Annotated in this window: 14 protein-coding genes and 1 pseudogene; 9 read left to right on the top strand and 6 right to left on the bottom strand. The window is 65.4% G+C overall.

Translation table 11 applies throughout. The features are described from left to right. The first annotated feature begins 94 nt into the window (after nt 1–94). From rpmE to V5A20_RS02530, 5 genes are all read left to right on the top strand, one after another. The gene (rpmE, locus tag V5A20_RS02550) at nt 95–349 is read left to right on the top strand and encodes a 50S ribosomal protein L31 (RefSeq protein ID WP_332314656.1); all 255 of its coding nucleotides are present in this window, start codon (nt 95–97) and stop codon (nt 347–349) included. Between the two features lie 147 nt (nt 350–496). Next, a complete protein-coding gene (locus V5A20_RS02545; RefSeq protein ID WP_332314657.1) occupies nt 497–1,864 on the top strand; it encodes a thymidine phosphorylase in 1,368 nt (455 codons plus the stop codon). A 67-nt stretch (nt 1,865–1,931) separates the two neighbouring features. Then, the gene (locus tag V5A20_RS02540) at nt 1,932–2,720 is read left to right on the top strand and encodes a PspA/IM30 family protein (protein WP_332314658.1); all 789 of its coding nucleotides are present in this window, start codon (nt 1,932–1,934) and stop codon (nt 2,718–2,720) included. Nucleotides 2,721–2,792: 72 nt separating this feature from the next. After that, entirely contained in the window at nt 2,793–3,260 is a 468-nt protein-coding gene (locus tag V5A20_RS02535) for a hypothetical protein (protein WP_332326647.1), read from the top strand. Between the two features lie 59 nt (nt 3,261–3,319). Next, nucleotides 3,320–4,270, top strand: coding sequence for a hypothetical protein (locus V5A20_RS02530; protein ID WP_332314660.1), 951 nt, complete (start codon nt 3,320–3,322; stop codon nt 4,268–4,270). 27 nt (nt 4,271–4,297) lie between these two features. Here the strand turns inward: V5A20_RS02530 and V5A20_RS02525 are convergent, their stop codons facing one another. The 3 genes from V5A20_RS02525 to V5A20_RS02515 form a co-directional block, all read right to left on the bottom strand. Further along, nucleotides 4,298–4,900: a hypothetical protein gene (locus V5A20_RS02525; RefSeq protein WP_332314661.1), complete on the bottom strand. Its 603-nt coding sequence runs from the start codon at nt 4,898–4,900 to the stop codon at nt 4,298–4,300. Nucleotides 4,901–4,973: 73 nt separating this feature from the next. Beyond that, entirely contained in the window at nt 4,974–5,483 is a 510-nt protein-coding gene (moaC, locus tag V5A20_RS02520) for a cyclic pyranopterin monophosphate synthase MoaC (protein WP_332314662.1), read from the bottom strand. 118 nt (nt 5,484–5,601) lie between these two features. Next, nucleotides 5,602–7,233 (bottom strand): amidohydrolase, encoded by a 1,632-nt coding sequence (locus V5A20_RS02515; protein WP_332314663.1) that lies wholly within the window; start codon nt 7,231–7,233, stop codon nt 5,602–5,604. A 246-nt stretch (nt 7,234–7,479) separates the two neighbouring features. On the opposite strand from V5A20_RS02515, the gene gltB reads away from it, so the two are divergent. Beyond that, a complete protein-coding gene (gene gltB / locus V5A20_RS02510) occupies nt 7,480–12,051 on the top strand; it encodes a glutamate synthase large subunit (protein ID WP_332326646.1) in 4,572 nt (1,523 codons plus the stop codon). A 158-nt stretch (nt 12,052–12,209) separates the two neighbouring features. After that, nucleotides 12,210–13,688 (top strand): glutamate synthase subunit beta, encoded by a 1,479-nt coding sequence (locus V5A20_RS02505; RefSeq protein ID WP_332326645.1) that lies wholly within the window; start codon nt 12,210–12,212, stop codon nt 13,686–13,688. A 32-nt stretch (nt 13,689–13,720) separates the two neighbouring features. On the opposite strand, the gene dtd is transcribed toward V5A20_RS02505, so the two are convergent. Together dtd and rdgB are read right to left on the bottom strand one after the other, a co-directional pair. Further along, nucleotides 13,721–14,173, bottom strand: coding sequence for a D-aminoacyl-tRNA deacylase (dtd, locus tag V5A20_RS02500; protein WP_332314666.1), 453 nt, complete (start codon nt 14,171–14,173; stop codon nt 13,721–13,723). Between the two features lie 45 nt (nt 14,174–14,218). Beyond that, nucleotides 14,219–14,830 carry an RdgB/HAM1 family non-canonical purine NTP pyrophosphatase gene (rdgB, locus tag V5A20_RS02495; RefSeq protein ID WP_332314667.1) on the bottom strand — a complete coding sequence of 204 codons (612 nt, stop codon included), beginning with the start codon at nt 14,828–14,830 and terminating at the stop codon, nt 14,219–14,221. Nucleotides 14,831–14,963: 133 nt separating this feature from the next. On the opposite strand from rdgB, the gene rpsU reads away from it, so the two are divergent. Further along, on the top strand, nt 14,964–15,176 hold the full coding sequence (rpsU, locus tag V5A20_RS02490; RefSeq protein WP_013061703.1) for a 30S ribosomal protein S21: 213 nt from the start codon (nt 14,964–14,966) through the stop codon (nt 15,174–15,176). A 180-nt stretch (nt 15,177–15,356) separates the two neighbouring features. Here rpsU and V5A20_RS02485 read toward each other — a convergent pair whose 3' ends face one another. Further along, nucleotides 15,357–19,085 carry a multifunctional oxoglutarate decarboxylase/oxoglutarate dehydrogenase thiamine pyrophosphate-binding subunit/dihydrolipoyllysine-residue succinyltransferase subunit gene (locus tag V5A20_RS02485; protein WP_332326644.1) on the bottom strand — a complete coding sequence of 1,243 codons (3,729 nt, stop codon included), beginning with the start codon at nt 19,083–19,085 and terminating at the stop codon, nt 15,357–15,359. Nucleotides 19,086–19,551: 466 nt separating this feature from the next. Here V5A20_RS02485 and V5A20_RS02480 point away from each other — a divergent pair. Continuing rightward, a pseudogene (locus V5A20_RS02480) lies at nt 19,552–19,905 on the top strand (hypothetical protein); the annotation flags it as partial.

Below are 19,905 nucleotides of genomic sequence, written 5' to 3'. Positions count from 1 at the left end.
ACGGCCGGACCCCGAAACTTCCAGCAATGCGCGTCGTGTAGCTGACTCGACTTCCTAAAACCGCGAATACACGACTGATCCAGCCCGCAACGCCATGAAAGACGGCCTGCATCCCGAGTACAGCGAAGTGACCGTCCAGCTCGCGGACGGCTCCGAGATCACGACCCGGTCCACGATGGAGGACGACACGCACGAGACCGAGGTTGACTCGACCAACCATCCCTTCTACACCGGCCGCCGCCAGTTTGTCGACACGGCGGGCCGCGTCGAGAAGTTTAACCGCCGGTATGGGCTGAACGAGGACGACGAGGGAGAAGACGAAGAGCCTGAGGAGGACGCCGACGAGTAGGTTGTCGTCCCCATTTTCTACCAGTGGAGGTCACCTGTGCGAACGGGTGGCCTTTTCGTTTTTCGAGGGAGAGGCGGTCGAAGTCCGGGCGGTCATCTCTGGGCGGGCACCGCCCCCGCGTCCCCCCATCAACCGCACCCGACCGGCATGAGCAATGTGAACCCCGTTTCCTTGATCGCGACCAAGCGCGATGGCGACGCGCTATCGGACGACGATTTAACGGCCCTCGTCGACGGCTATACGGAAGGGGCGGTGCCGGACTATCAGATGAGCGCGTTCCTGATGGCGGCCTACCTCAACGGCCTGTCGGCGCGCGAGGCCGCGGCGCTCACGGAGGCCATGCTGGCGTCCGGCACGCGCATCGATCTCTCGGACGTGCCCGGCACCAAGGTTGGGAAGCACTCGACGGGCGGGGTGGGGGACAAGGTGTCCCCGATCCTCGTGCCGCTCGTCGCCAGTTGCGGCGTGCCGGTGGCCAAGCTCAGCGGGCGTGGGCTCGGCCATACCGGCGGCACCATCGACAAGCTCGAGTCCATTCCCGACTTCCGCACCGACCTGAGCGTTGACCAGTACCGGCGCCAGGTGGCGGACGTGCGGGGCGTCATTGCGGGGCAGACCGGGGAGGTGGCCCCGGCCGACAAGAAAATCTACGCCCTCCGCGACGTCACGGCCACGGTCGACTCGATTCCCCTCATCGCCGCCTCCATCATGAGCAAGAAGCTTGCGGAGGGCAACGATGCCCTCGTGCTCGACGTGAAGTGCGGGCGGGGCGCGTTTATGAAGACGGACGCCGAGGCGCGGACCCTGGCCGAGACGTTGGTCGCCATCGGGGCCGAGCACGACATGCCGGTCGCGGCGGTCATGACGAACATGGACGTTCCCCTAGGCCGGGCGGTGGGCAACTGGCCGGAAATCCGGGAGGCCATCGCCTGTCTGCGCGGGGAGCACGCCGACACGACCCTCATGAAGATCGTCCGCGGGCTGGCCGGCGAGATGATTGCCCTGGGGGGAGAGGCGGAGACGCCCGAGGAGGGGCGGGCACGGGCCCGAGAGGCGATCGAGAACGGGGCCGCCCTCGACCGATTTCGGCGCCTGGTTGAGGCCCAGGGCGGCGACCCGTCCGTCGTTGAGGACCCCGAGATCCGGCCCAACAGCGCGCCGGTGGCCGAGGTCACGGCCCCGCCGCGGGCACACGGGTACGTGGCGGACCTCGACGCCCTTTCCGTCGGGCAGGCAACGGTGGAACTCGGGGCGGGACGCCAGACGAAGGCGGCGCCGGTCGATCCCGTCGCGGGCCTTACCCGCCTCAAAAAGCCGGGCGATCCGGTCGAGCCGGGCGCCGTGCTGGCGCGGCTGCACGCCAGCGGAAGCCCGGACCTCGACGCGGTGCGGGCTGCCGTCCGCGACGCTTATGCCTTTGCCGATGCCCCGCCGTCCACTGCGCCAGCCCTGAAGGCCCGCTACGACACGCAGGGCTGGACGTCCCTGTCAGAACCGCACGCGGATCCGGTGTAACAATCCGCCTCCGTGCAAAGTATATGAAGCGTGCGTTCGCCGATCCTTCGACACTGATTCCCCTGCCATGTCTATTTGGTCCCGATTTACACGTGCAGTCAAGTCCCTCTTTGGCGGTGCCGTGTCGGCGATGGAAGATCCACGGACAATCCTCGAGCAGAACATCCGGGAGCTCAACGACCAGGTGCCGGAGATGAACGAAAACATCGCCACGGTGAAGGCGAACAAGATTATGCTCGAGAAGGAGGTCGAAAAGACTCAAGACCGTGTGGAGCAGCTCTCCAACCGCATCCGCACCGCCCTCAAGTCCGACCGCGAGGACATTGCCAAGAAATATGCGAAGCGGCTGGAGGATCAGAAGGAGAGCCTGGAGCGGACCCAGGAACAGCTCAAAGGGGCCGAGCGGGCCTACGAGAAGGCCCTGAAAGTGAAAAAGGCGTTCATGCGCGAGAAGGAACAGAAGATTCAGGAAGCCAAAGATGCGCTCCGGCAGCACGAACGGGCGCAGTGGCAGGCCGAAATTGCCGACACGATGGAGCAGTTTGAGGTGTCGGGCCTGGATCAGACCCACGACGAAATGGTGCGTCGCCTCGACCAGGAGTCCGCCAAGAACGAGGCCCGGATGGAGATGGCGCTTGACTCGGTGGACACGGAGGCCCTGCAGATTGAAGAGGACGCCGAAGAGCTGCGGGCACAGCAGGTCGTTGACGAGTTCAAAACGGAGATGGGCCTGGCGGAAGAGGAGGGGGCGCCGCAACAAGAGTCCGCCGAGGAAGAGACGATCGACGTTCCCCAGGATGAGGAGATCGAGGAGCCGTCCAAAACCATCGGCAAGCAGCGCAACAAGTCCGAGTAGCCAAATTCGAGTTGTGAATGTTGAACCGCGAATTCGCACGCCTCAACTCGACACTCGAAATTCGACACTGCCATGACCGATGAGGAATTCCAGCGCCTCAAAGAGACGGAGAAGAAGCACCTTCGTGCCAAGAAGCGGCTCCAGGCGACCCTCAACCAACTGAAGCAGCAGAGCGGGAGCGGGGTGCAACGTGTGGTGCAGCGCATGCAACAGGGCGCCATGCGACTGCTAGACGAGACGGAGTCCCTCGTCGATTCGCTTCGTCGCTCGACGGTGGAGGACCAGGCGCGCTTTGAGCTGGCCCTCGACGAGGCGTCGGTCGAAGACGACGACCTGCGCGACGCCGACGAGGCCCTGCGCGAGGAGCGCGCCGAGCAGCTCGTTCGCCGGATGAAGGCGGAGGAGGGCGACATGTTGGGGACCGATCCCGAGGGCCCCTCCGTCGACGAATCGTCGTCCGGCGCGGACGAGCCACATGCGGAGGGGCCCGACAAAACCATTGGTCGCATGGGCGATCTCCGTGCCGACGAGTCTTCGTAGTGCCCCCCTTCGGTCGCACCCGCCCCTTTTTTGCCAGGGGACAACACAATCCTACCGCTATGGAGGACGACATCAATTACACAAAGGAGGCGCTGTTCAACACCTGGAATCTGGTGTTTTTGATCACGGTCGTGGCCGTGGCGGCGGGCCTCGGGGTGATTGGCATCCTGCCCGGGTGGCTTCCGGAGCTTCTCCTTCTGCTCGGGGGCGGGGCCGAGCTCGTATACCTGGGGGTAATGCCCCGTCACAACCGGTTTCAGCGGTACGTGCGTGCCGAAAAGCGCTCCGAAAAGCACCAGGCGCCGTCCCAGCGGGAGATTTTCAGTCAGCTCCGCAACCAGAGCCAGCGCCGCTACGCCAAGCTGCGGAAGCTGAAGGAGCAGATCGAGGCGAACTATCAGAAGCTCAGCTACGCCTCGCAGGGCATTCTGGGGAGCCACGTCGACAAGATCGATGGCCTCCTCGACTCGTACCTCGACCTGCTTCACCAGCGAGAACGATACCGGGATTTCATGGACAGCACCACGGAGGTGCAGATCCTCGAGTCCATTGACGCGCTGAAGAAAGACATGGCCGACGACGCCGAGCGGGTGCGGGCCGTGAAGCAGCGACGGCTGAAAGTGCTGGAGCGTCGGCTGGCGCGCTTCCGCAAGGCCCACGAGAACCTAGAGATCCTCGGCGCGCAGCTCAGTACGATCGAGGACGTGGTGCGGTACATCCACGAGCAGTCGTGGACGCTGCAGAACCCTGAAGAGGTAACGGCGCAGCTCGACACCCTGCTCCAAGAGGTGGAAGAGACGCAGAGCTCCATTCGTGAGATCGAAGATGTATTTGCCGCGCCGGCCGACTATCTCGACGAGGAGGAGACGGAAGAGCTCGATGCACTCGATGCAGAATTGGACGCAGCCACGGACGGGCCCCTCGATTTGCCTGAGCGGGACGACGTGTCTGTGTCCGACTCCGACGACGCAACGACACAACGGCCGTCGCAATCTGGGGTCCGGGAGTAGCGGCGCGGTCGCGCGGGGGGGGCAGTCCTACCCCGTCGATTCCGCTTCGGCCCCAAGGGGCGGCACGCCCCGACGCCCGTAGGCGAGCACGAGCTTGAGGTGGGCGACGGTTGGATCCACAAGCCCCAGCGCGTCCAAGCGTTCCTGTGGGGTCTCTGGCAGCTTCGGCGGACTCACCCGGCCCATCCACAGCTCCATCTTGTCCCCGAGGGCATGCGGTCCCGGAAACTGGCCCTCCGGCAGGTGAGTCGCATAGAACGCCCGCTTGTCCTGCAGCCGGGCGCGAACGTCCTCGGCCACCTCCGAAAGCTCCGGGCGCTCCTCGGCCACCATCGCCTTGCCAAGAAGATAGTTTCGGTAGGTAAAGGGCAAGTCGAGGAGCGTCTCGATCATTGTGGGCGCACGGTCGGGCTCGTCCTCAAGCCCCACCTCCGCGGCCCGGGCCGTCGCCGTGGCCACGAGACAGAGCGTCTCTTCGGCGACCAGTTCGGGATCGGCCCCCTCCATGTCGCCTATGCTGTCGAGCACGGCGTGGGTGAGGTCCTGCGTGAGGCCAAGGGTGCCTACCGTGGCGAACGAGGTGAAGCGGGCGACGCGGTCGAGGGAGGCATCAGGGGCATCGGAAGACATGGGGGGGCGGCAGGCGACAGAAGGAGACTGCAGGGGGAAGAGCACCTGCAGGCGGACCGAGCCGGGCGAAAGGCTACGAGTCGGAGGATGTGGGGGCAGGGTTGCTCTTCCAATTCCCGCTCTGCCCTCCGGTCTTGGCGCGCAGGTGCACGTCGCCGATGCGGATGTCCTTGGTGACCGACTTGCACATGTCGTAGATCGTGAGTGCGGACACTGAGACCGCCGTGAGGGCCTCCATCTCCACCCCCGTTACCCCGAAGGACTTGGTGAAGGCCCGGATGTCGATCGCCTGCGCCTCCTCGCTGAAGGTAAAGTCGACCTCCACGCCGTTGATGGTGACGTCGTGGCAGAGGGGGATGAGCTTATCGGTCTGCTTGGCGCCCATGATCCCGGCGATCTGAGCGGTGGTCAGGACATCACCCTTTTCGATGTCGTGCTCCCGGACGCGTCGGAACGCCTCTTCCCCGAGGTGGACCCGTCCAGCAGCAACGGCGGTGCGAGCGGAATCCGACTTCTGAGATACGTCCATCATGCGGACGCCTCCTTCGGGGTCGGGATGGGTAAGCGTAGAGGGGTCAGCCATGGGTCAGTCGGCAAAAGGGGAGTAAGTGTAAACGTGCGACGGGTAGCGGGGGACATCATCTCCGCCCCTTCGAATCGGAAGGGGGCCGCTTGGTTTCAAAACGAAGGACCGGGGCGCGCTATTGTGCATCTGGCCAGTTCGTCTGCCTGTGCACCGGGGTCCCCCCAAGATACGTCGCCACGACCTCCGTGTCGAGAAGGCGATCGGCCGGCACGGTCATGAGGTCCTGAGACAATACCACAAAGTCGGCGCGTTTGCCTACGGATATGGATCCGACCTCATCCTCCTGAAACGCAGCGTAGGCGGGGCCTTGCGTGTGGGCACGAAGGGCTGTGCTTCGGGCAAGTCCCTCGCTGGGGTGCCATCCTCCGCTCGGGGCCCCGTTGGCGTCCTGGCGCGTGACGGCAGCGTGGAAGGCCCGAATGGGATCGAGGGGCTCGACCGGGGCGTCGGACCCGAAGGCGAGTGCAGCGCCGGCGTCGCTCAAACTCCGCCACGCGTAGGCGTCCTCAATGCGGTCCGGCCCGAGGCGCGCCGGGGCCCAGTCTTGGTCACTCGGCGCGAAGGCCGGCTGCACGGAGGCGATGGCGCCGAGGCGGCCGAAGCGGGGACGGTCCTCGGGGGCCACAATCTGGGCGTGCTCGATGCGGGGGCGGCGGAGCGGGTGAGCACTTTGCAGCGTCACCTCTTCGTACGCGTTCAGCACCTGCCGGTTGGCCCGGTCGCCGATGGCATGGGTGTTTACCTGAAACCCACACTCGTGGGCTGCGCGCACGTTTTCCCGAAACGCGTCGTCTTTGTGGAGGAGAAAGCCGCGATTGCCCGGCGCGTCGGCGTAGTCCTCGAGTAGGGCGGCCCCGCGGCTGCCGAGCGCCCCGTCGGCGAAAAACTTCACGGACTCGACGTCGAGGCGCCCGGATGAATGGTGAAATGGACCCCGTTCACAGAAGTGCTTGAATGTCTCTCCGCGTCCGTTAATCATGGCGTATAGCCGAAGGGGAAACTGGTCGTCCTCGATAAGGGCCTGGACGCGACGGAGGGTGGCAAGCCCGACTCCCGCATCGTGCAGGCTGGTGACGCCGTGTTGGGCAGTGTGGCGAAGAGCCGTGGAGAGGGCCCGCCCTTGTTCCACATCGCTCGGGGAGGGAAGGGGGTCTGTAACGAGAGCCATCGCAGCGTCGATCAGTACCCCCGTGGGCGTACCGGTCTCGTCGCGGTGGATGTGCCCCCCGTCTGGGTCGCTCATCTCGTGGAGGCGGTCGAGCCCCACAGTGGCCTCCAGGGCGGCTGTGTTGGCCCATCCCGCGTGCACGTCCGTACGCGTGAGCCACACGGGCCGCTCCGGGAATGCGGCGTCCAGGGCCCTGCGGTGGGGAAAGCGAGGGGGGCTCCACCCGGTCTGGTCCCAACCGTGTCCCCGCAGCCAGGCATGGGCGGAGAGCTCGTGCTCGGCGACGTATGTCTGGAGCCGCTCGACCACGGCATCCGGGGAAGAGCTCTTCGTGAGATCGACACGACGAAGGGCCAGCCCCAATTCCTGGAGATGGGCGTGTGCGTCGATGAAGCCCGGGACGATGGGGCGCCCCCCCGCATCAACGCAGCGTGCTGCAGGAACGGCCGCCGACGCTTCGGAGGGAGACCCGACCGCCACGAACCGCCCGTCGCGGATGGCCAAGGCCGTGGCGGGGCTTGGTCCGCTGTCGACTGGATACACGGTGGCGTTCGTAATGAGGAGCTCGGAAGACGTCATCCCAAGAGAGGAGGAAGATAAAAAGGCGTTACAGAGTGAGGACGTGAACTTGTCCCCCTTTGTAAAAGCGCTTTTCGTAAAGAAGTAGTGACCGGAAGCGCTTTGCACAAAATTGTAATTTGATACTCACGGGTCCTTCATCGATATAACGAGTCCCTTTACACAGACTCCGAAAAACTGGCGATTCCGGGCGGCTGTCCGGTCTAAACCTGCAGTTTCCATTGCGGCACGACCCACACCACGAACATGGGCTCCCCCCTCCCACCCCCATCTCTCGTGTCCTCCCCAGATCGTGCGGCGCTAGGCCCGCGACGGGAACGATCCAACTGCGGCGTTGGGGTCCTTATGGACCTCAACGGCACGCAGAGCCACGCAATGGTGAAACAGGCCCTCGGCCTGCTGCGACGCCTCGACCACCGCGGGGCCCGTGGGGCCGAAGAGAACACGGGCGACGGGGCCGGCCTCTTGATCCAGAAGCCGCATGCATTCTATCAAGACGTCGTGTCCGGCCTCGGGACCGCCGACTCCTACGGCGTCGGCCAGTTTTTTCTCCCGAGGGACCGGCACGTACAGGAAGCACTTCGCGATTTTATCGATCAGCGGGTGCGGGCCGAAGGACTCGACCCTGTCGCCTGGCGCTCCGTGCCGACCGATGCCTCGGACTTGGGGCCGACGGCCCGTGCCACCGAGCCGGACGTGTGGCAGCTCTTTGTGCAGCCCACCCACCCCGTCTCCCCGGAGAGGCTCGACGCACAGCTTTACATCCTGCGCCGCCTTCTTGAGAACGCGGTGGCCGACAGCGACCTGGAGGATCGCGAAACGTTCTACGTGTGCTCGTTGGACCGGCGGCGGGTGGTGTACAAGGGCCTCTTGACCAACGCGCAGGTTGCCTCCTACTATCCGGAGTTGACCGACGAACGGGTGCGGTCGACCCTGGCCCTCGTCCACTCGCGTTTCTCCACGAACACATTGGGGGCATGGCGCCTTGCCCATCCCTACCGCACCGTCGTCCACAATGGAGAGGTCAACACGCTCCGCGGCAATCTGAATTGGATGCGGGCCCGCGAAGCGGACCTCCGCACCGACGCCTTCGGGGAAGACCTGGAGCGGATCCGGCCCATTACCACGGAGGCACAGAGCGACACGGCGGTGCTCGACAACGTGCTTGAACTCCTCGTGGAGAGCGGCCGCTCCCTGCCCCACGCCCTGCGGATGCTCATCCCGGAGGCGTGGACCAAAGACGCCCGGATGAGCCCGGAGCGGCGCGCCTGGTACGAATACCACTCGACCCTCATCGAGCCGTGGGACGGGCCGCTCCTTGCGGCCTTTACCGACGGGGACAGTGTCGCGGCGGTGCTCGACCGCAACGGCCTACGTCCGTGTCGCTACTGGGTGACCCACGACGATCGGCTCGTTATGGCCAGCGAAGCGGGGGTGGTAGACCTGCCGCCCGGCCGGGTGGCCCAGAAGAATCGCCTTCAGCCCGGCCAGCTTTTCCTCGCGGACGCGGCGGCGGAGCGCATCGTGCCGGAGGACGAGGTGTTTGGGCGGTTGACCGACGAAAAGTACGAGCGGTGGCTCGACGAGATGCGCGTCCGGCTCCAGACGCTCGTTCCCGCTCACACCTCGCGGGGGACGCCCGTGCCGGAGACGACATTGTCCCTGAACGGCGATCCCGAAGTCCTGCCCCGGCGGCAGCGGGCCTTTGGCTATACGCGAGAGCACGTGCGCCGCCTCGTGCAGCCGATGGTGGAAGACGGCAAAGACCCAGTGGGGGCGATGGGGAACGACACCCCGCCCGCCGTTCTCTCGGACCAGAGCAAAACGCTCTTTACCTATTTCAAGCAGCTCTTCGCGCAGGTCTCAAACCCACCGCTCGACTACATCCGCGAAGAGTTGGTCACCTCGCTCGAAAGCCACATCGGGCACAAAGGGAACCTGCTGACGGAGGGACCGGACCACTGTCGGCAGGTCCATCTTGATTCGCCCATCCTCGGCGACGCGGAGCTGGAGGCCCTCCACCACATTGACACGAACGGCATCCAATCGACGACGATTGACACGACGTTCGAGACGGAGACGGCCTTGTCGGCGGCGATCGAACGCATTCGGCGGGACGCGCGCCAGGCCGTGGAGGCGGGCTACGAAATTCTCCACCTCTCGGACCGATCGACAGGGCCAGACCGCTGTCCTGCGCCGAGCCTTCTCGTCGTGGGGGCCGTGCATCACGATCTGATTCGGGCGGGGCGCCGGACGCACGCGGCGCTCGTGCTGGAGAGCGGCCAGCCCTGTGCGGTGCACCACGTCTGCACGCTGCTCGGCTACGGGGCCGACGCTGTGCACCCCTACCTCGCCTACGCCACCGTGCGCGATTGGGCGAGCCGCAGCGACGCAGTCCCGGATCCCGAGACGGCCCTCGAGCGATACGTCGGCGCCCTTGAGCAAGGGCTCCTCAAGGTGATGGCCAAAATGGGCATCTCTACCCTCGAAAGCTACAAGGGGGCGCAGGTCTTCGAGGCGGTGGGCCTCGATTCCGAGTTTGTGGAGGAGTACTTCTTCGGCACTACCTCTCGCATCGAGGGCGCGGGCATCGAAGAGCTGGAGGCCGACCTCCGAGACCGGCACCGGACGGCATTTGGGGAGTCCCTGCCGGGCACGACGGATCTGGAGAGCGGCGGAGAGCTCTACTGGCGGCGGGATGGGGAGCACCATCAGTGGAACCCGCAGACGATCGGCAGGCTCCAACATGCGGTGCGGCAAAACGACCGCGCGAGCTACGACCAGTTTGCGGCCCTCGTGAACGAGCAGGCGAACCGCCATCAGACGCTCCGGGGCCTTCTCGACTTCGACACGGACCCCGACGGGGCCATTCCGCTCTCCGAGGTGGAGCCCGCCGAGTCCATCGTCCAGCGCTTCTTCACGGCCTCCATGTCGTTTGGCTCTCTCAGCCCGGAGGCCCACGAGACGCTCGCCGTCGCGATGAACCGGATTGGTGGGCGGGCCAGCACCGGGGAGGGCGGCGAGCAGGTCGACCGCTTCGGCACTGAGCGCGAGTGTGCGATCAAGCAGGTGGCCAGCGGGCGCTTCGGGGTCACGAGTACCTACCTCAACAGTGCCGACGACATTGAGATCAAGATGGCGCAGGGCTCGAAGCCGGGGGAGGGCGGCCACCTGCCCGGGGAAAAGGTCAACGAGCTCATCGCCGACACCCGCTACACGACCCCAGGGGTGTCTCTGATTTCGCCGCCGCCCCACCACGACATCTATTCGATCGAGGATCTCGCCCAGCTCATCCACGACCTCAAGAGCGCGAATGCGGCCGCCGACGTGCATGTGAAGCTCGTCGCGGGGGCCGGGATTGGGGTCATCGCCGCGGGCGTGTCCAAGGCGAAGGCCGACGCCCTCCTCATCAGTGGGCAGTCTGGCGGGACCGGAGCGTCGCCGAAGACCTCCATCAAGTCAGCCGGGCTCCCGTGGGAGCTGGGCGTGTCGGAGGCGCAGCAGGTGCTTCTCGAAAACGACCTGCGCTCCCGCATTCGCCTCCGGGTGGACGGCGGCCTCAAAACGGGTCGCGATGTGGCCGTGGCGGCGCTGCTGGGCGGAGAGGAATTTGGCTTTGGCACCGCGGCGCTCGTGTGCTTGGGTTGCATCATGCTGCGCAAATGCCACTGCAATACCTGCTCGGTCGGCATCGCCACCCAGGACCCGGAGCTGCGCGAGAAGTTCGTGGGCGAACCCGAGCACGTGATGCGCTACATGCACTTCGTGGCGGCGGAGCTGCGTGAGATCATGGCGGACCTTGGGGTGCGCACCGTCGACGAGATGGTGGGCCGCACCGATCTGCTCCGCCAGGGCGACACCGACCACCCGAAGGCCCGCCGCTTGGACCTGGGGCCAATTTTGCACCGCCCGTCCAGCGACGACGATCCGCGGAAGACGACGGAGCAGGACCACGGGCTGGACGACACGCTCGATCGCGCCCTCATCGACGAAGCGCGTCCGGCCCTCGAGCACCAAACCCCCGTCCAGGTTGCCCGCGACATCCGCAACAGCAACCGGACGGTCGGGGCCATGCTCAGCTCCGAGGTCACCGGCCGGTACGGGCCCGACGGGCTCCCGGACGGCACCATTGAGGTGGACTTTGAGGGCGTCGCCGGACAGAGCTTTGGGGCATTCTTGGCCTCGGGGATTACCCTTCGGCTCGTCGGAGAGGCCAATGACTACGTAGGCAAAGGGCTGTCCGGCGGACGGCTTGTCCTGCGCACCCCTGAGACCGCGGGCTTCCAGGCGGACGAGAACATCATCCTGGGCAACGTGGCTCTCTACGGCGCGACACGTGGGGAGGCCTACTTCAACGGCCAAGCAGGCGAGCGCTTCGCGGTCCGCAATTCGGGCGTGCAGGCGGTCGTGGAGGGCGTGGGCGACCACGGCTGCGAGTACATGACCGGTGGTGTGGTGGTCGTCCTCGGACGCACGGGGCGCAACTTTGGGGCCGGAATGAGCGGCGGAGAGGCCTACGTGCTTGATGAGGACGGCACCTTTGCGGAAACGGTTAATCCCGAGATGGTCCGGGTCGAAGCGCTGACCGACGAGCGAGACCGGCGGCTTGTGCGCCGCCTCGTGGAAAAGCACCTGCATCAAACGGGCAGTGCCAAGGCGAGTCGCGTACTGGAAGACTGGGAGGCGTCCGTCGGCCAGTTCCGCAAGGTCATGCCCGAAGCCTTCGCCCGACAGGTGGAGAAGCACTTGCAGGAAGGGGAGGATATCCGGGTGTCCGTGCCGCCATCCCCAGAGGAGCCTGCTCCCATCGCTGCCTGAGTGCGTATTGCGTATTTCGTATTACGTATCCAGCGCTGCGAGAGCAGAGAACTGTTTGCGCAATACGCATCACGCAATACGCTTCGCTGAATTGCCGGCAGGATACTTCGTATTTGGCCTCCACGCGCGGAAATTTCCTCACCGATCCAGTCTGTACCATGCCCAGAGAGCACCACCCCGACGGATACCGGAAGCACGCGCGCCACCCCATCGGCAAGCGGCCGGCCACGGAGCGCACGGCCGACTTCCACGAGATCTGGGCGCCGGAGTGGAGCCCCGAGGCCCTGCAGGATCAGGGGGAACGGTGCGTCGACTGCGGTGTGCCCACCTGCATGAGCGGGTGTCCCATCGGCAACCGTATCCCGGAGTGGAACGATCTGGTGCACCGGAGCGACTGGAAGGAGGCCCTACAGCAGCTCCACGCCACGAACAACTTTCCGGAGTTTACGGGATACACGTGCCCAGCCCCCTGCGAGGACGCGTGCGTCCTGGCCGTCAATGACGATGCCGTGGCCATCAAAAGCATCGAGCGGGCCATCGTGGACAAGGGGTGGGAGGAGGGCTGGATCCAGCCGGAGCCGCCCACCGAGCGGACCGGCTTCCAGGTGGCCGTAGTGGGGAGCGGGCCGGCCGGCCTCGCCGCCGCGCAGCAGTTGAATCGGGCCGGGCACCGGGTGACGGTCTACGAGCGGGACGAGGCCGTCGGCGGACTCATGACATACGGCATTCCGGACTTCAAATTTGCGAAGCGTCGTGTGGAGCAACGGGTCGATCAGCTTGGGCAGGAGGGCGTGCAGTTTGTGACCGACACAGAAGTGGGGACGGATCTCGCAGCGGAGCGGGTGCATGCGGGCCACGACGCGGTCTGCCTCGCCCTGGGGGCACAGGAGCCCCGCTCGCTGCCGGTCCCGGGCACCGACCTCGACGGTGTGCTGCCGGCCATGACCTTCCTTCCGCAGGAAAACCGCCGCCAACAGGGAGCCGGAGGCCCTGAAGGCGTGACGGCGAAACACAAGAACGTCGTGGTTCTGGGCGGGGGGGACACGGGGGCGGACTGTGTGGCGACGGCGCACCGACAGGGCGCAAACCAAGTGGTCCAGATCGGCATCAACGAGCGGCGCTCCGACGAGCGGGCGGCGGACAATCCCTGGCCGGAGGCCGCCCAGGTGTACACCAAGACCTACGCCCAAGAAGAGGGGGGTGCGGAGGAGTTTGCGGTCAACACGCAGGCCTTGGTCGACCTCGACGGCGACGGCCGGGTGGATGAGCTTCAGGCCGAGCGGGTGGAGTGGGCCTACGAGAACGGCCGTCGTGCCGGCAAGACAGTGCGTGACCCGGATCTCCGCATCCCCGCCGACCTCGTGCTCGTGGCGATTGGGTTTACGGGGCCGGACAACAATCCCTTTGCGTCCCTTGGCGTTGAGCGGGCCGACGACGGCACCTTCGCGACGGACGACCGCCTGATGACGGATGTGGAGGGCGTCTTCGCCGCGGGGGACGCCCGAAGGGGGGCGTCGCTCGTGGTGTGGGCCATCGGGGAGGGGCGCGACGTGGCTCGCCAGGTCGACCGCCATCTCACCGGTGCCACGGAGCTCCCGGCGAGTCTGCAAACGTCCAATCCGCCCCTCGGACAGTGATCGCCTGTTGCCGCCTCCGTGTCGGGGGCAGGTTAGCCGTCCGCCCGTCGCTCCACCCAGAGGGTCACCGGCCCGTCGTTCGTGAGCCGGACGTCCATCATGGCCCCAAACTCCCCCGTGGGGACGCTTCGTCCAAGGTGTCCTTCGAGCTCCTGGACGAAGTGGTTGTACAGCCGGTCGGCCCGATCGGGCGATGCGGCCTCGGTAAATGAGGGACGGTTGCCCGCGCTCGTGTCGCCGTAGAGCGTGAACTGGGGCACCACCAGGGCGTCGCCCCCAGTGTCGAGGAGCGACTCGTCCATCTTGCCGTCGGCGTCGGGAAAAACACGCAGACGTGCGCACTTTTTGGCGCACCATGTGCTTTCGGTGCGGGTGTCCTCCTCGTGCACACCGAGCAGGATGAGCAGTCCGCTTCCGATGGTGCCGACGGGGTCGCCGTCGATCTCGACGGCAGCATCGGAGACGCGCTGGACGAGGGCAACCATACAGGGTTCGGCGCAAAGTGTGGAGGAAAGCAGGAAGAGGAACGGTTAGGGGCCCGGCTCGGGCGTCTGGCGCGAGAGGAAGGCGCGGAGGGCGTCGAGGGCCTCTCGGCGGTGGCTCGTCTCGTTTTTGGTCTCCGCTGGCATTTCCGCGAACGTCTGGTCGTAGCCGTCCGGGCGGAAGAGCGGATCGTACCCGAAGCCCCCGTCGCCGTGAGGGGCAGTCGTGATGGTGCCCTCACAGCGGCCTTCGAAGGTGTGAGCGGTCCCGTCCGCGTCGAGGAGGGCCACCACGGTGCGAAACCGAGCGCGTCGGTCGTCCACCCCGTCCATGACCGTCAACAGTTTCTGCTTGTTGTCTTCGGGGGTGGCGTCGGCCCCGGCGAACCGGGCGGTGTGAACCCCGGGGCCTCCGTCGAGCGCCGCCACCTCCAGTCCCGTATCGTCGGCGAGGGCGGCGTGGCCGGTATGGTCGTGGTACGCCCGGGCCTTCTTTCGGGCGTTGCCCGTGAGGGTCTCGGCGTCCTCGGTCACGGTAAGGGGGACGTCGAGTTCGCTGGCCGGAAGGAGCGTCCGATTAAGATCGCTGAGCAGGGCGCGAAGTTCGTCGACCTTGCCGGCGTTTCCGGTCGCCAGCACCAGGGGAGAGGGGGTTGTCATGAGGGCAACAAATTGGGCAGGTTGACACCAGCACGCGAAGAAGAAACATGCCTCTCACAGTCGCGTTTCCACTGCGCATTTTAATCACTGTCCGTTCTATTTCAGAACCAAACTCCCTACGGAGGGATCTACCTTGGCTGTTGGTGTAAAAGTCCGAAACAATGAAGACATCGATCGCGCGCTCAAGCGTTTCCGGCGTCAGGTGAACCGGAGCCGCGTACTGCAGGAGTATCGGCAGAACATGACGTACATGAAGCCCTCGGAAGAGAAGCGGCTCGAAGAGAAGCGGTCGCGCCGACGGCGTCACCGCCAGCGGAAGCGCGGCGACAACCGGAAGCGCAAGTAGAGTGCGCCGCACATTTGGCCGCCGACGCCAATGAAACGGCGTCGGACGTCGTTGTCAGGGACGGACCCGTCTGGGTCCGTCCCTTTTTCTCTGCAGCGTCCCCCACAACCCAAAAGCCCCACCCTGCCGAGTGGGGCCTTCGTCGCTGAGAGTGGGACCTTCGCAGTTGAACGCAGGGGGCTAGAGGTCGAGGGCATCCTCAACCAGCCGTTCCTGTTCTCGGTCGTGCACCTTGGCCGAGCCGGTGGCAGGACTGGCGCTGGCGGAGCGGCCCACGTACTGAATGCGCTGCTCGCAGGGCCCGTGAATCCCCTCCAGAAGCTCCTGGAAGCGCGGCTGCACGAACGACCAAGCCCCCATGTTCTGGGGCTCCTCTTGTACCCATACCGTCTCGTCGGCCTCGGCGTAGCGCTCCAATTCCTTCTCCATCTCCGCCTCCGGGAAGGGATAAAACTGCTCCAGTCGCGTGACGGCAATTTCGTCGTGCCGATCGTGTTCGTCGAGTGCCCCCACGAGGTCGTAGTACACCTTGCCGCTGCACAGGATGTGGCGCGTGGTGCTTGCAGGATCCGTGTCGGCCGGAATGAGCTCCTGCACGCCCCCATCCACGAGTTCATCGGGCGTGGAGACACACTGCGGATGTCGCAGCAGGCTCTTGGGCGTCATGACGATGAGCGGCTTCTTGACATCGCGCTTTACCTGCCGGCGCAGGGCGTGGAAGTAGTTGGCCGGCGTGGAGAAGTTGGCGACAATCATGTTCTGCTCCGCACAGAGCTGTAGGAAGCGTTCCAGGCGGGCCGAGGAGTGCTCGGGACCCTGGCCTTCATAGGCGTGGGGCAGCAGGGCCACGAGGCCGGAGGTCTGGCCCCACTTCTCCTCGGCGGCACTCACGAACTGGTCCCACACGATCTCCGCCCCGTTCGCGAAGTCCCCAAACTGGGCCTCCCAGCAGGTCAGAGCATTCTTGTCCACCACCGAGTAGCCGTATTCGAACCCGGCCACGGCGTACTCCGAGAGGAGGCTGTCGTAGATGAGGAGCCGTTCCTGATCGTCCGACAGGTTGTTGAGCGGCGTGTACTCCTCGCCGGTCTCCTGGTCAATGAGAACGGCGTGCCGCTGGCTGAAGGTGGCGCGACGCGAGTCCTGTCCGCTCAGTCGAACGCGCGTGCCCTCCTGCAGAAGCGACCCGAACGCCAGGGTTTCGGAGAAGGCCCAGTCGATGCGCTCCTGATCGTAGAAGAGGTCGTCGCGCTTTCCGAACAGCCGCTCCAGCTTGCGGTGCACGTTGACGTCGTCGGGGAAATTCGTGAGGACTTCCACGACCCGTTCCAGGTGCTCGCGCTTGGCCGTGGTGTCCACGTCGGGCAGACGATCGTCGGCCGTGCGTTGCACCCGCTTTTCCAAGGCCTCCTCGGCGTCCTTCTCCTCCAGGTCTTTGGTTCGTTCGAAGGCTTCCTGCAGCCGGCCCCGGTAGTCGTCGAGCATCTGCTCGGCCTCGTCCGGCTCGATCTCGCCGCGGCGGAGCAGCATCTCGGTGTAGAGCTTGCGCGGGGAGCGCTTCTTCTCAATTTTCTCGTAGAGCAGCGGCTGCGTGAAGGTGGGCTCGTCGCCCTCGTTGTGCCCGTGGACGCGGTAGCACATCATGTCGATGACTACGTCCTTGTTGAAGCGCTGGCGGTACTCGAACGCCAGCCGCGCGATGCGGACGCAGGTTTCGGGGTCGTCGCCGTTGACGTGGAAGATGGGCGCCTCGATGGCCCGGGCCAGGTCGGTCGCGTAGGTGGAGCTCCGCGCGTCGCCCGGGGGCGTCGTGAAGCCGATCTGGTTGTTGATGACCAGATGGACGGTGCCGCCGGTGGTGTAGCCGCGCAGCTTACTGAGGTTCAGGGTCTCCGCCACCACGCCCTGTCCGGCAAACCCGGCGTCGCCGTGAATCAGGAGCGGCATCACGGCGTCGTGGTAGTCGTCCTCTGCCGCCTCGGGGTGCTCGTCGCGCAACAGGTTCTGCTTGGCGCGGGACATGCCTTCTACGACCGGGTTGACGGCCTCCAGGTGGCTCGGGTTCGAGGCCAGCGACACCCGAATCTCATTTCCGTTGGGCGAGGTCACGTGGCCCCCGGCCCCCAGGTGGTACTTCACGTCGCCCGAGCCCTGGGTCGTGTTCGGGTCGATGTTGCCCTCGAATTTGGAGAAGATCTCCTCGTAGGGCTTGCCGATAATGTTGGCCAGCACGTTGAGGCGGCCGCGGTGGGCCATGCCCATCACCACGTCCTTCACGCCCGCGTCGGCGGCGTCGGAGAGGAGGGTGTCGATAAGGGGAATCATGGTTTCCGACCCCTCCAAGGAAAAGCGTTTGTGGCCGACGTACTTGGTGTGCAGAAAGCGCTCGAACGCCTCCGCCGCGTTGAGCTTCTGCACAATCCGATGGCGCTCGTCCTCCGACGGCGGACCGGCGTCCCGCATCGGCTCGATCCGGTCTTGGATCCACGTCTTTTCCTCCGGGTCGGAGATGTGCATAAAGGCCGTCCCGACCTTGCTGGTATAGGCCTTCCGCAGGATGGACAGGATGTCGCGCAGGGGAAGCTTGTCTTCGCCCCCGAGGCCGCCGGTGATAAACTTCCGATCCAGGTCCCAGACCGTAAGGCCGTAGGTGGCGGGGTCGAGCTCCTCGTGGTATTGCCACTCGTACCCGAGCGGGTTGATGTCGGCCTGCAGGTGGCCGCGGACCCGGTAGGCGCGGATCAGCTGTAGGACCGCCGCCTGCTTCTCCGTCATGTCGAGCTCGTCCTGTGGCTGGGACCGCCCGAGCTGTGGCGTGGAGTCGGTGGCCATCCGGAACGGCTGGTAGGGCACGCCCAGGCCGGAGAAGATCCGCTGGTAGAAGTCGTGGTCGCCCATCAGGAGCTCCTCAATGTGATTGAGGAAGGCCCCGCTGGTGGCCCCCTGGATGACGCGGTGGTCGTAGGTAGAGGTCAACGTCATGACCGGAGAGACCCCAGCCTTGCTCGCGACCTCGGGGTCGTACCCGCGGTACTCGGGCGGGAAGTCGATGGCCCCGGCCCCCATAATGACCCCCTGTCCGGGCATCAGGCGCGCCACGCTCATCGACGTCCCGATCATGCCCGGGTTGGTAAGGGTGGCCGTGGTGCCCTGAAAGTCGGACAGGTTGAGATCCCCATCCAGGGCCCGGCCGACGACGTTGTTGTAGGTGCCGAGGAATTCGGCGAAGTTGAGGCTGCCCGCGTCCTTGAGGTTGGGGACCAGCAGTGTGCGCTCGCCCCGTCGCTCCACGTCGATGGCGAGCCCGAGATTGATTTGGTCGGGCTTGACGTGCTCCGGCGTGCCGTCCTCGTTCCGCCGAAAAGTGGTGTTCATGTCGGGGTATTCCTGCATTGCCTGCACCATCGCGTAGGCGATGATGTGGGTGTAGGAGACCTTCTCGCCCCCGACCTGCTTCTGATAGTCGTTCAGAAGGGTGCGATTCTCGTCCAACAGCTTCACCGGAATCGTCCGCGCGGAGGTGGCTGTCGGGATGCCGAGGCTGTCCTCCATGTTCTCGACGACCTTGGCCGAGGGACCGGTCATGGCCGTCACGTCGGCCGTGTCCTCGTCGACCGCCGGGGCGGAGGCGGGGCGCAGGGGCTCCACGACGCCGTCGTCCGCGTCCGGACGGGGCGGGGGAGATTCGGGCGGTGCCTCGCGGGCCTCCGGCTCGGGCTTGGGGGGCTGTTCGGGAGGAGAGGTGGCCTCCCCGTCGCCGGTGGTCGTCTGGGGGGCTGGGACGAACGACGCGTCCGGGTCGTAGTCCGCGAAGAACTCCCGCCAGCTCTCACTGACACTGTCGGGGTCCTCCTGGTACTCTTTGTACAGCTCTTCGATGTAGCCCGTGTTGAATCCGAGGCTGCTCACGGTGAAACGAGGGGTCGGTTGATAAGGAATGGTGCGAGTGACAGGTGGACCTGTGCATAACGATGGATCCGTGGGGAGGGTTCAGCCCGCAGGGCAATCGCATCAATAGCCAACAGCTTCAGACTGATGCTCAGACATCTGCGTTCTGGCAGTGGAGGCACAAAAAAGCACTCTCGTTTGTCGTCCCAAACTTGATTTATTGCATCAGTCGCTTCGCTCGTGTGGGACCCATCCGACTGCCTGGGGAGGCTTCTACATTCGTCAGATGGGCTCCAAGTCAAGCTTGGAGCGACGATTTGCGCTCATGCGATTGCCCTGGTTCAGCCCGAGGCCGGTTGCAAGATAGCAAGCGGATCACCACATTGGTACGCTTCGCATAGACACCGTTATCGACTTGGGCCTACTTGCGATGCGAAGTCGCGTTTGGAAGGGCATCCTCTGTTTCTGGATAGGAATGGCGGTGGGAATGCTCTGTCTCAGGCCGGCGCAGGGACAGGTGCTGGACAGCGCAACCCTCCACGCACGGGCCGACTCCCTGGCGGCCGCTGGCGATTCCCTTCGAGAGGAGCAGGACTTTGCGGCGGCGCAGGCGGCATACCGGCAGGCCCGGGCCACGTATCGTGAGGCAGGAATTCCCAAGCGCGCGGCGGCCATGACTGGAAACATTGGTGTGGTGTGCTACCGCGAGGAGACGTTGCAAGAGGCACGTCAGACTTTCCTTCAGGCGGCACAGCAGGCCCAAACAGCGGGGGCGAGGGAGCAGGCGGCCAATAATTTGAACAACGCTGGCCTCGTGGAATGGCAGCTTGGGACGTACGAC

Origin of the sequence: Salinibacter sp., from assembly GCF_036626415.1 — a bacterium.
Lineage (GTDB): Bacteria > Bacteroidota > Rhodothermia > Rhodothermales > Salinibacteraceae > Salinibacter.
Note: the sequence above shows the minus strand (reverse complement) of the source record. Positions and strands in the feature narration are given on the sequence as shown.

Bases quoted from the DNA above. Each gene is read 5' to 3' on its own strand.
- rpmE (WP_332314656.1), top strand. From the start codon at position 95: ATGAAAGACGGCCTGCATCCCGAGTACAGCGAAGTGACCGTCCAGCTC.
- V5A20_RS02545 (WP_332314657.1), top strand. From the start codon at position 497: ATGAGCAATGTGAACCCCGTTTCCTTGATCGCGACCAAGCGCGATGGC.
- V5A20_RS02540 (WP_332314658.1), top strand. From the start codon at position 1,932: ATGTCTATTTGGTCCCGATTTACACGTGCAGTCAAGTCCCTCTTTGGC.
- V5A20_RS02535 (WP_332326647.1), top strand. From the start codon at position 2,793: ATGACCGATGAGGAATTCCAGCGCCTCAAAGAGACGGAGAAGAAGCAC.
- V5A20_RS02530 (WP_332314660.1), top strand. From the start codon at position 3,320: ATGGAGGACGACATCAATTACACAAAGGAGGCGCTGTTCAACACCTGG.
- V5A20_RS02525 (WP_332314661.1), bottom strand. From the start codon at position 4,900: ATGTCTTCCGATGCCCCTGATGCCTCCCTCGACCGCGTCGCCCGCTTC.
- moaC (WP_332314662.1), bottom strand. From the start codon at position 5,483: ATGGCTGACCCCTCTACGCTTACCCATCCCGACCCCGAAGGAGGCGTC.
- V5A20_RS02515 (WP_332314663.1), bottom strand. From the start codon at position 7,233: ATGACGTCTTCCGAGCTCCTCATTACGAACGCCACCGTGTATCCAGTC.
- gltB (WP_332326646.1), top strand. From the start codon at position 7,480: ATGGGCTCCCCCCTCCCACCCCCATCTCTCGTGTCCTCCCCAGATCGT.
- V5A20_RS02505 (WP_332326645.1), top strand. From the start codon at position 12,210: ATGCCCAGAGAGCACCACCCCGACGGATACCGGAAGCACGCGCGCCAC.
- dtd (WP_332314666.1), bottom strand. From the start codon at position 14,173: ATGGTTGCCCTCGTCCAGCGCGTCTCCGATGCTGCCGTCGAGATCGAC.
- rdgB (WP_332314667.1), bottom strand. From the start codon at position 14,830: ATGACAACCCCCTCTCCCCTGGTGCTGGCGACCGGAAACGCCGGCAAG.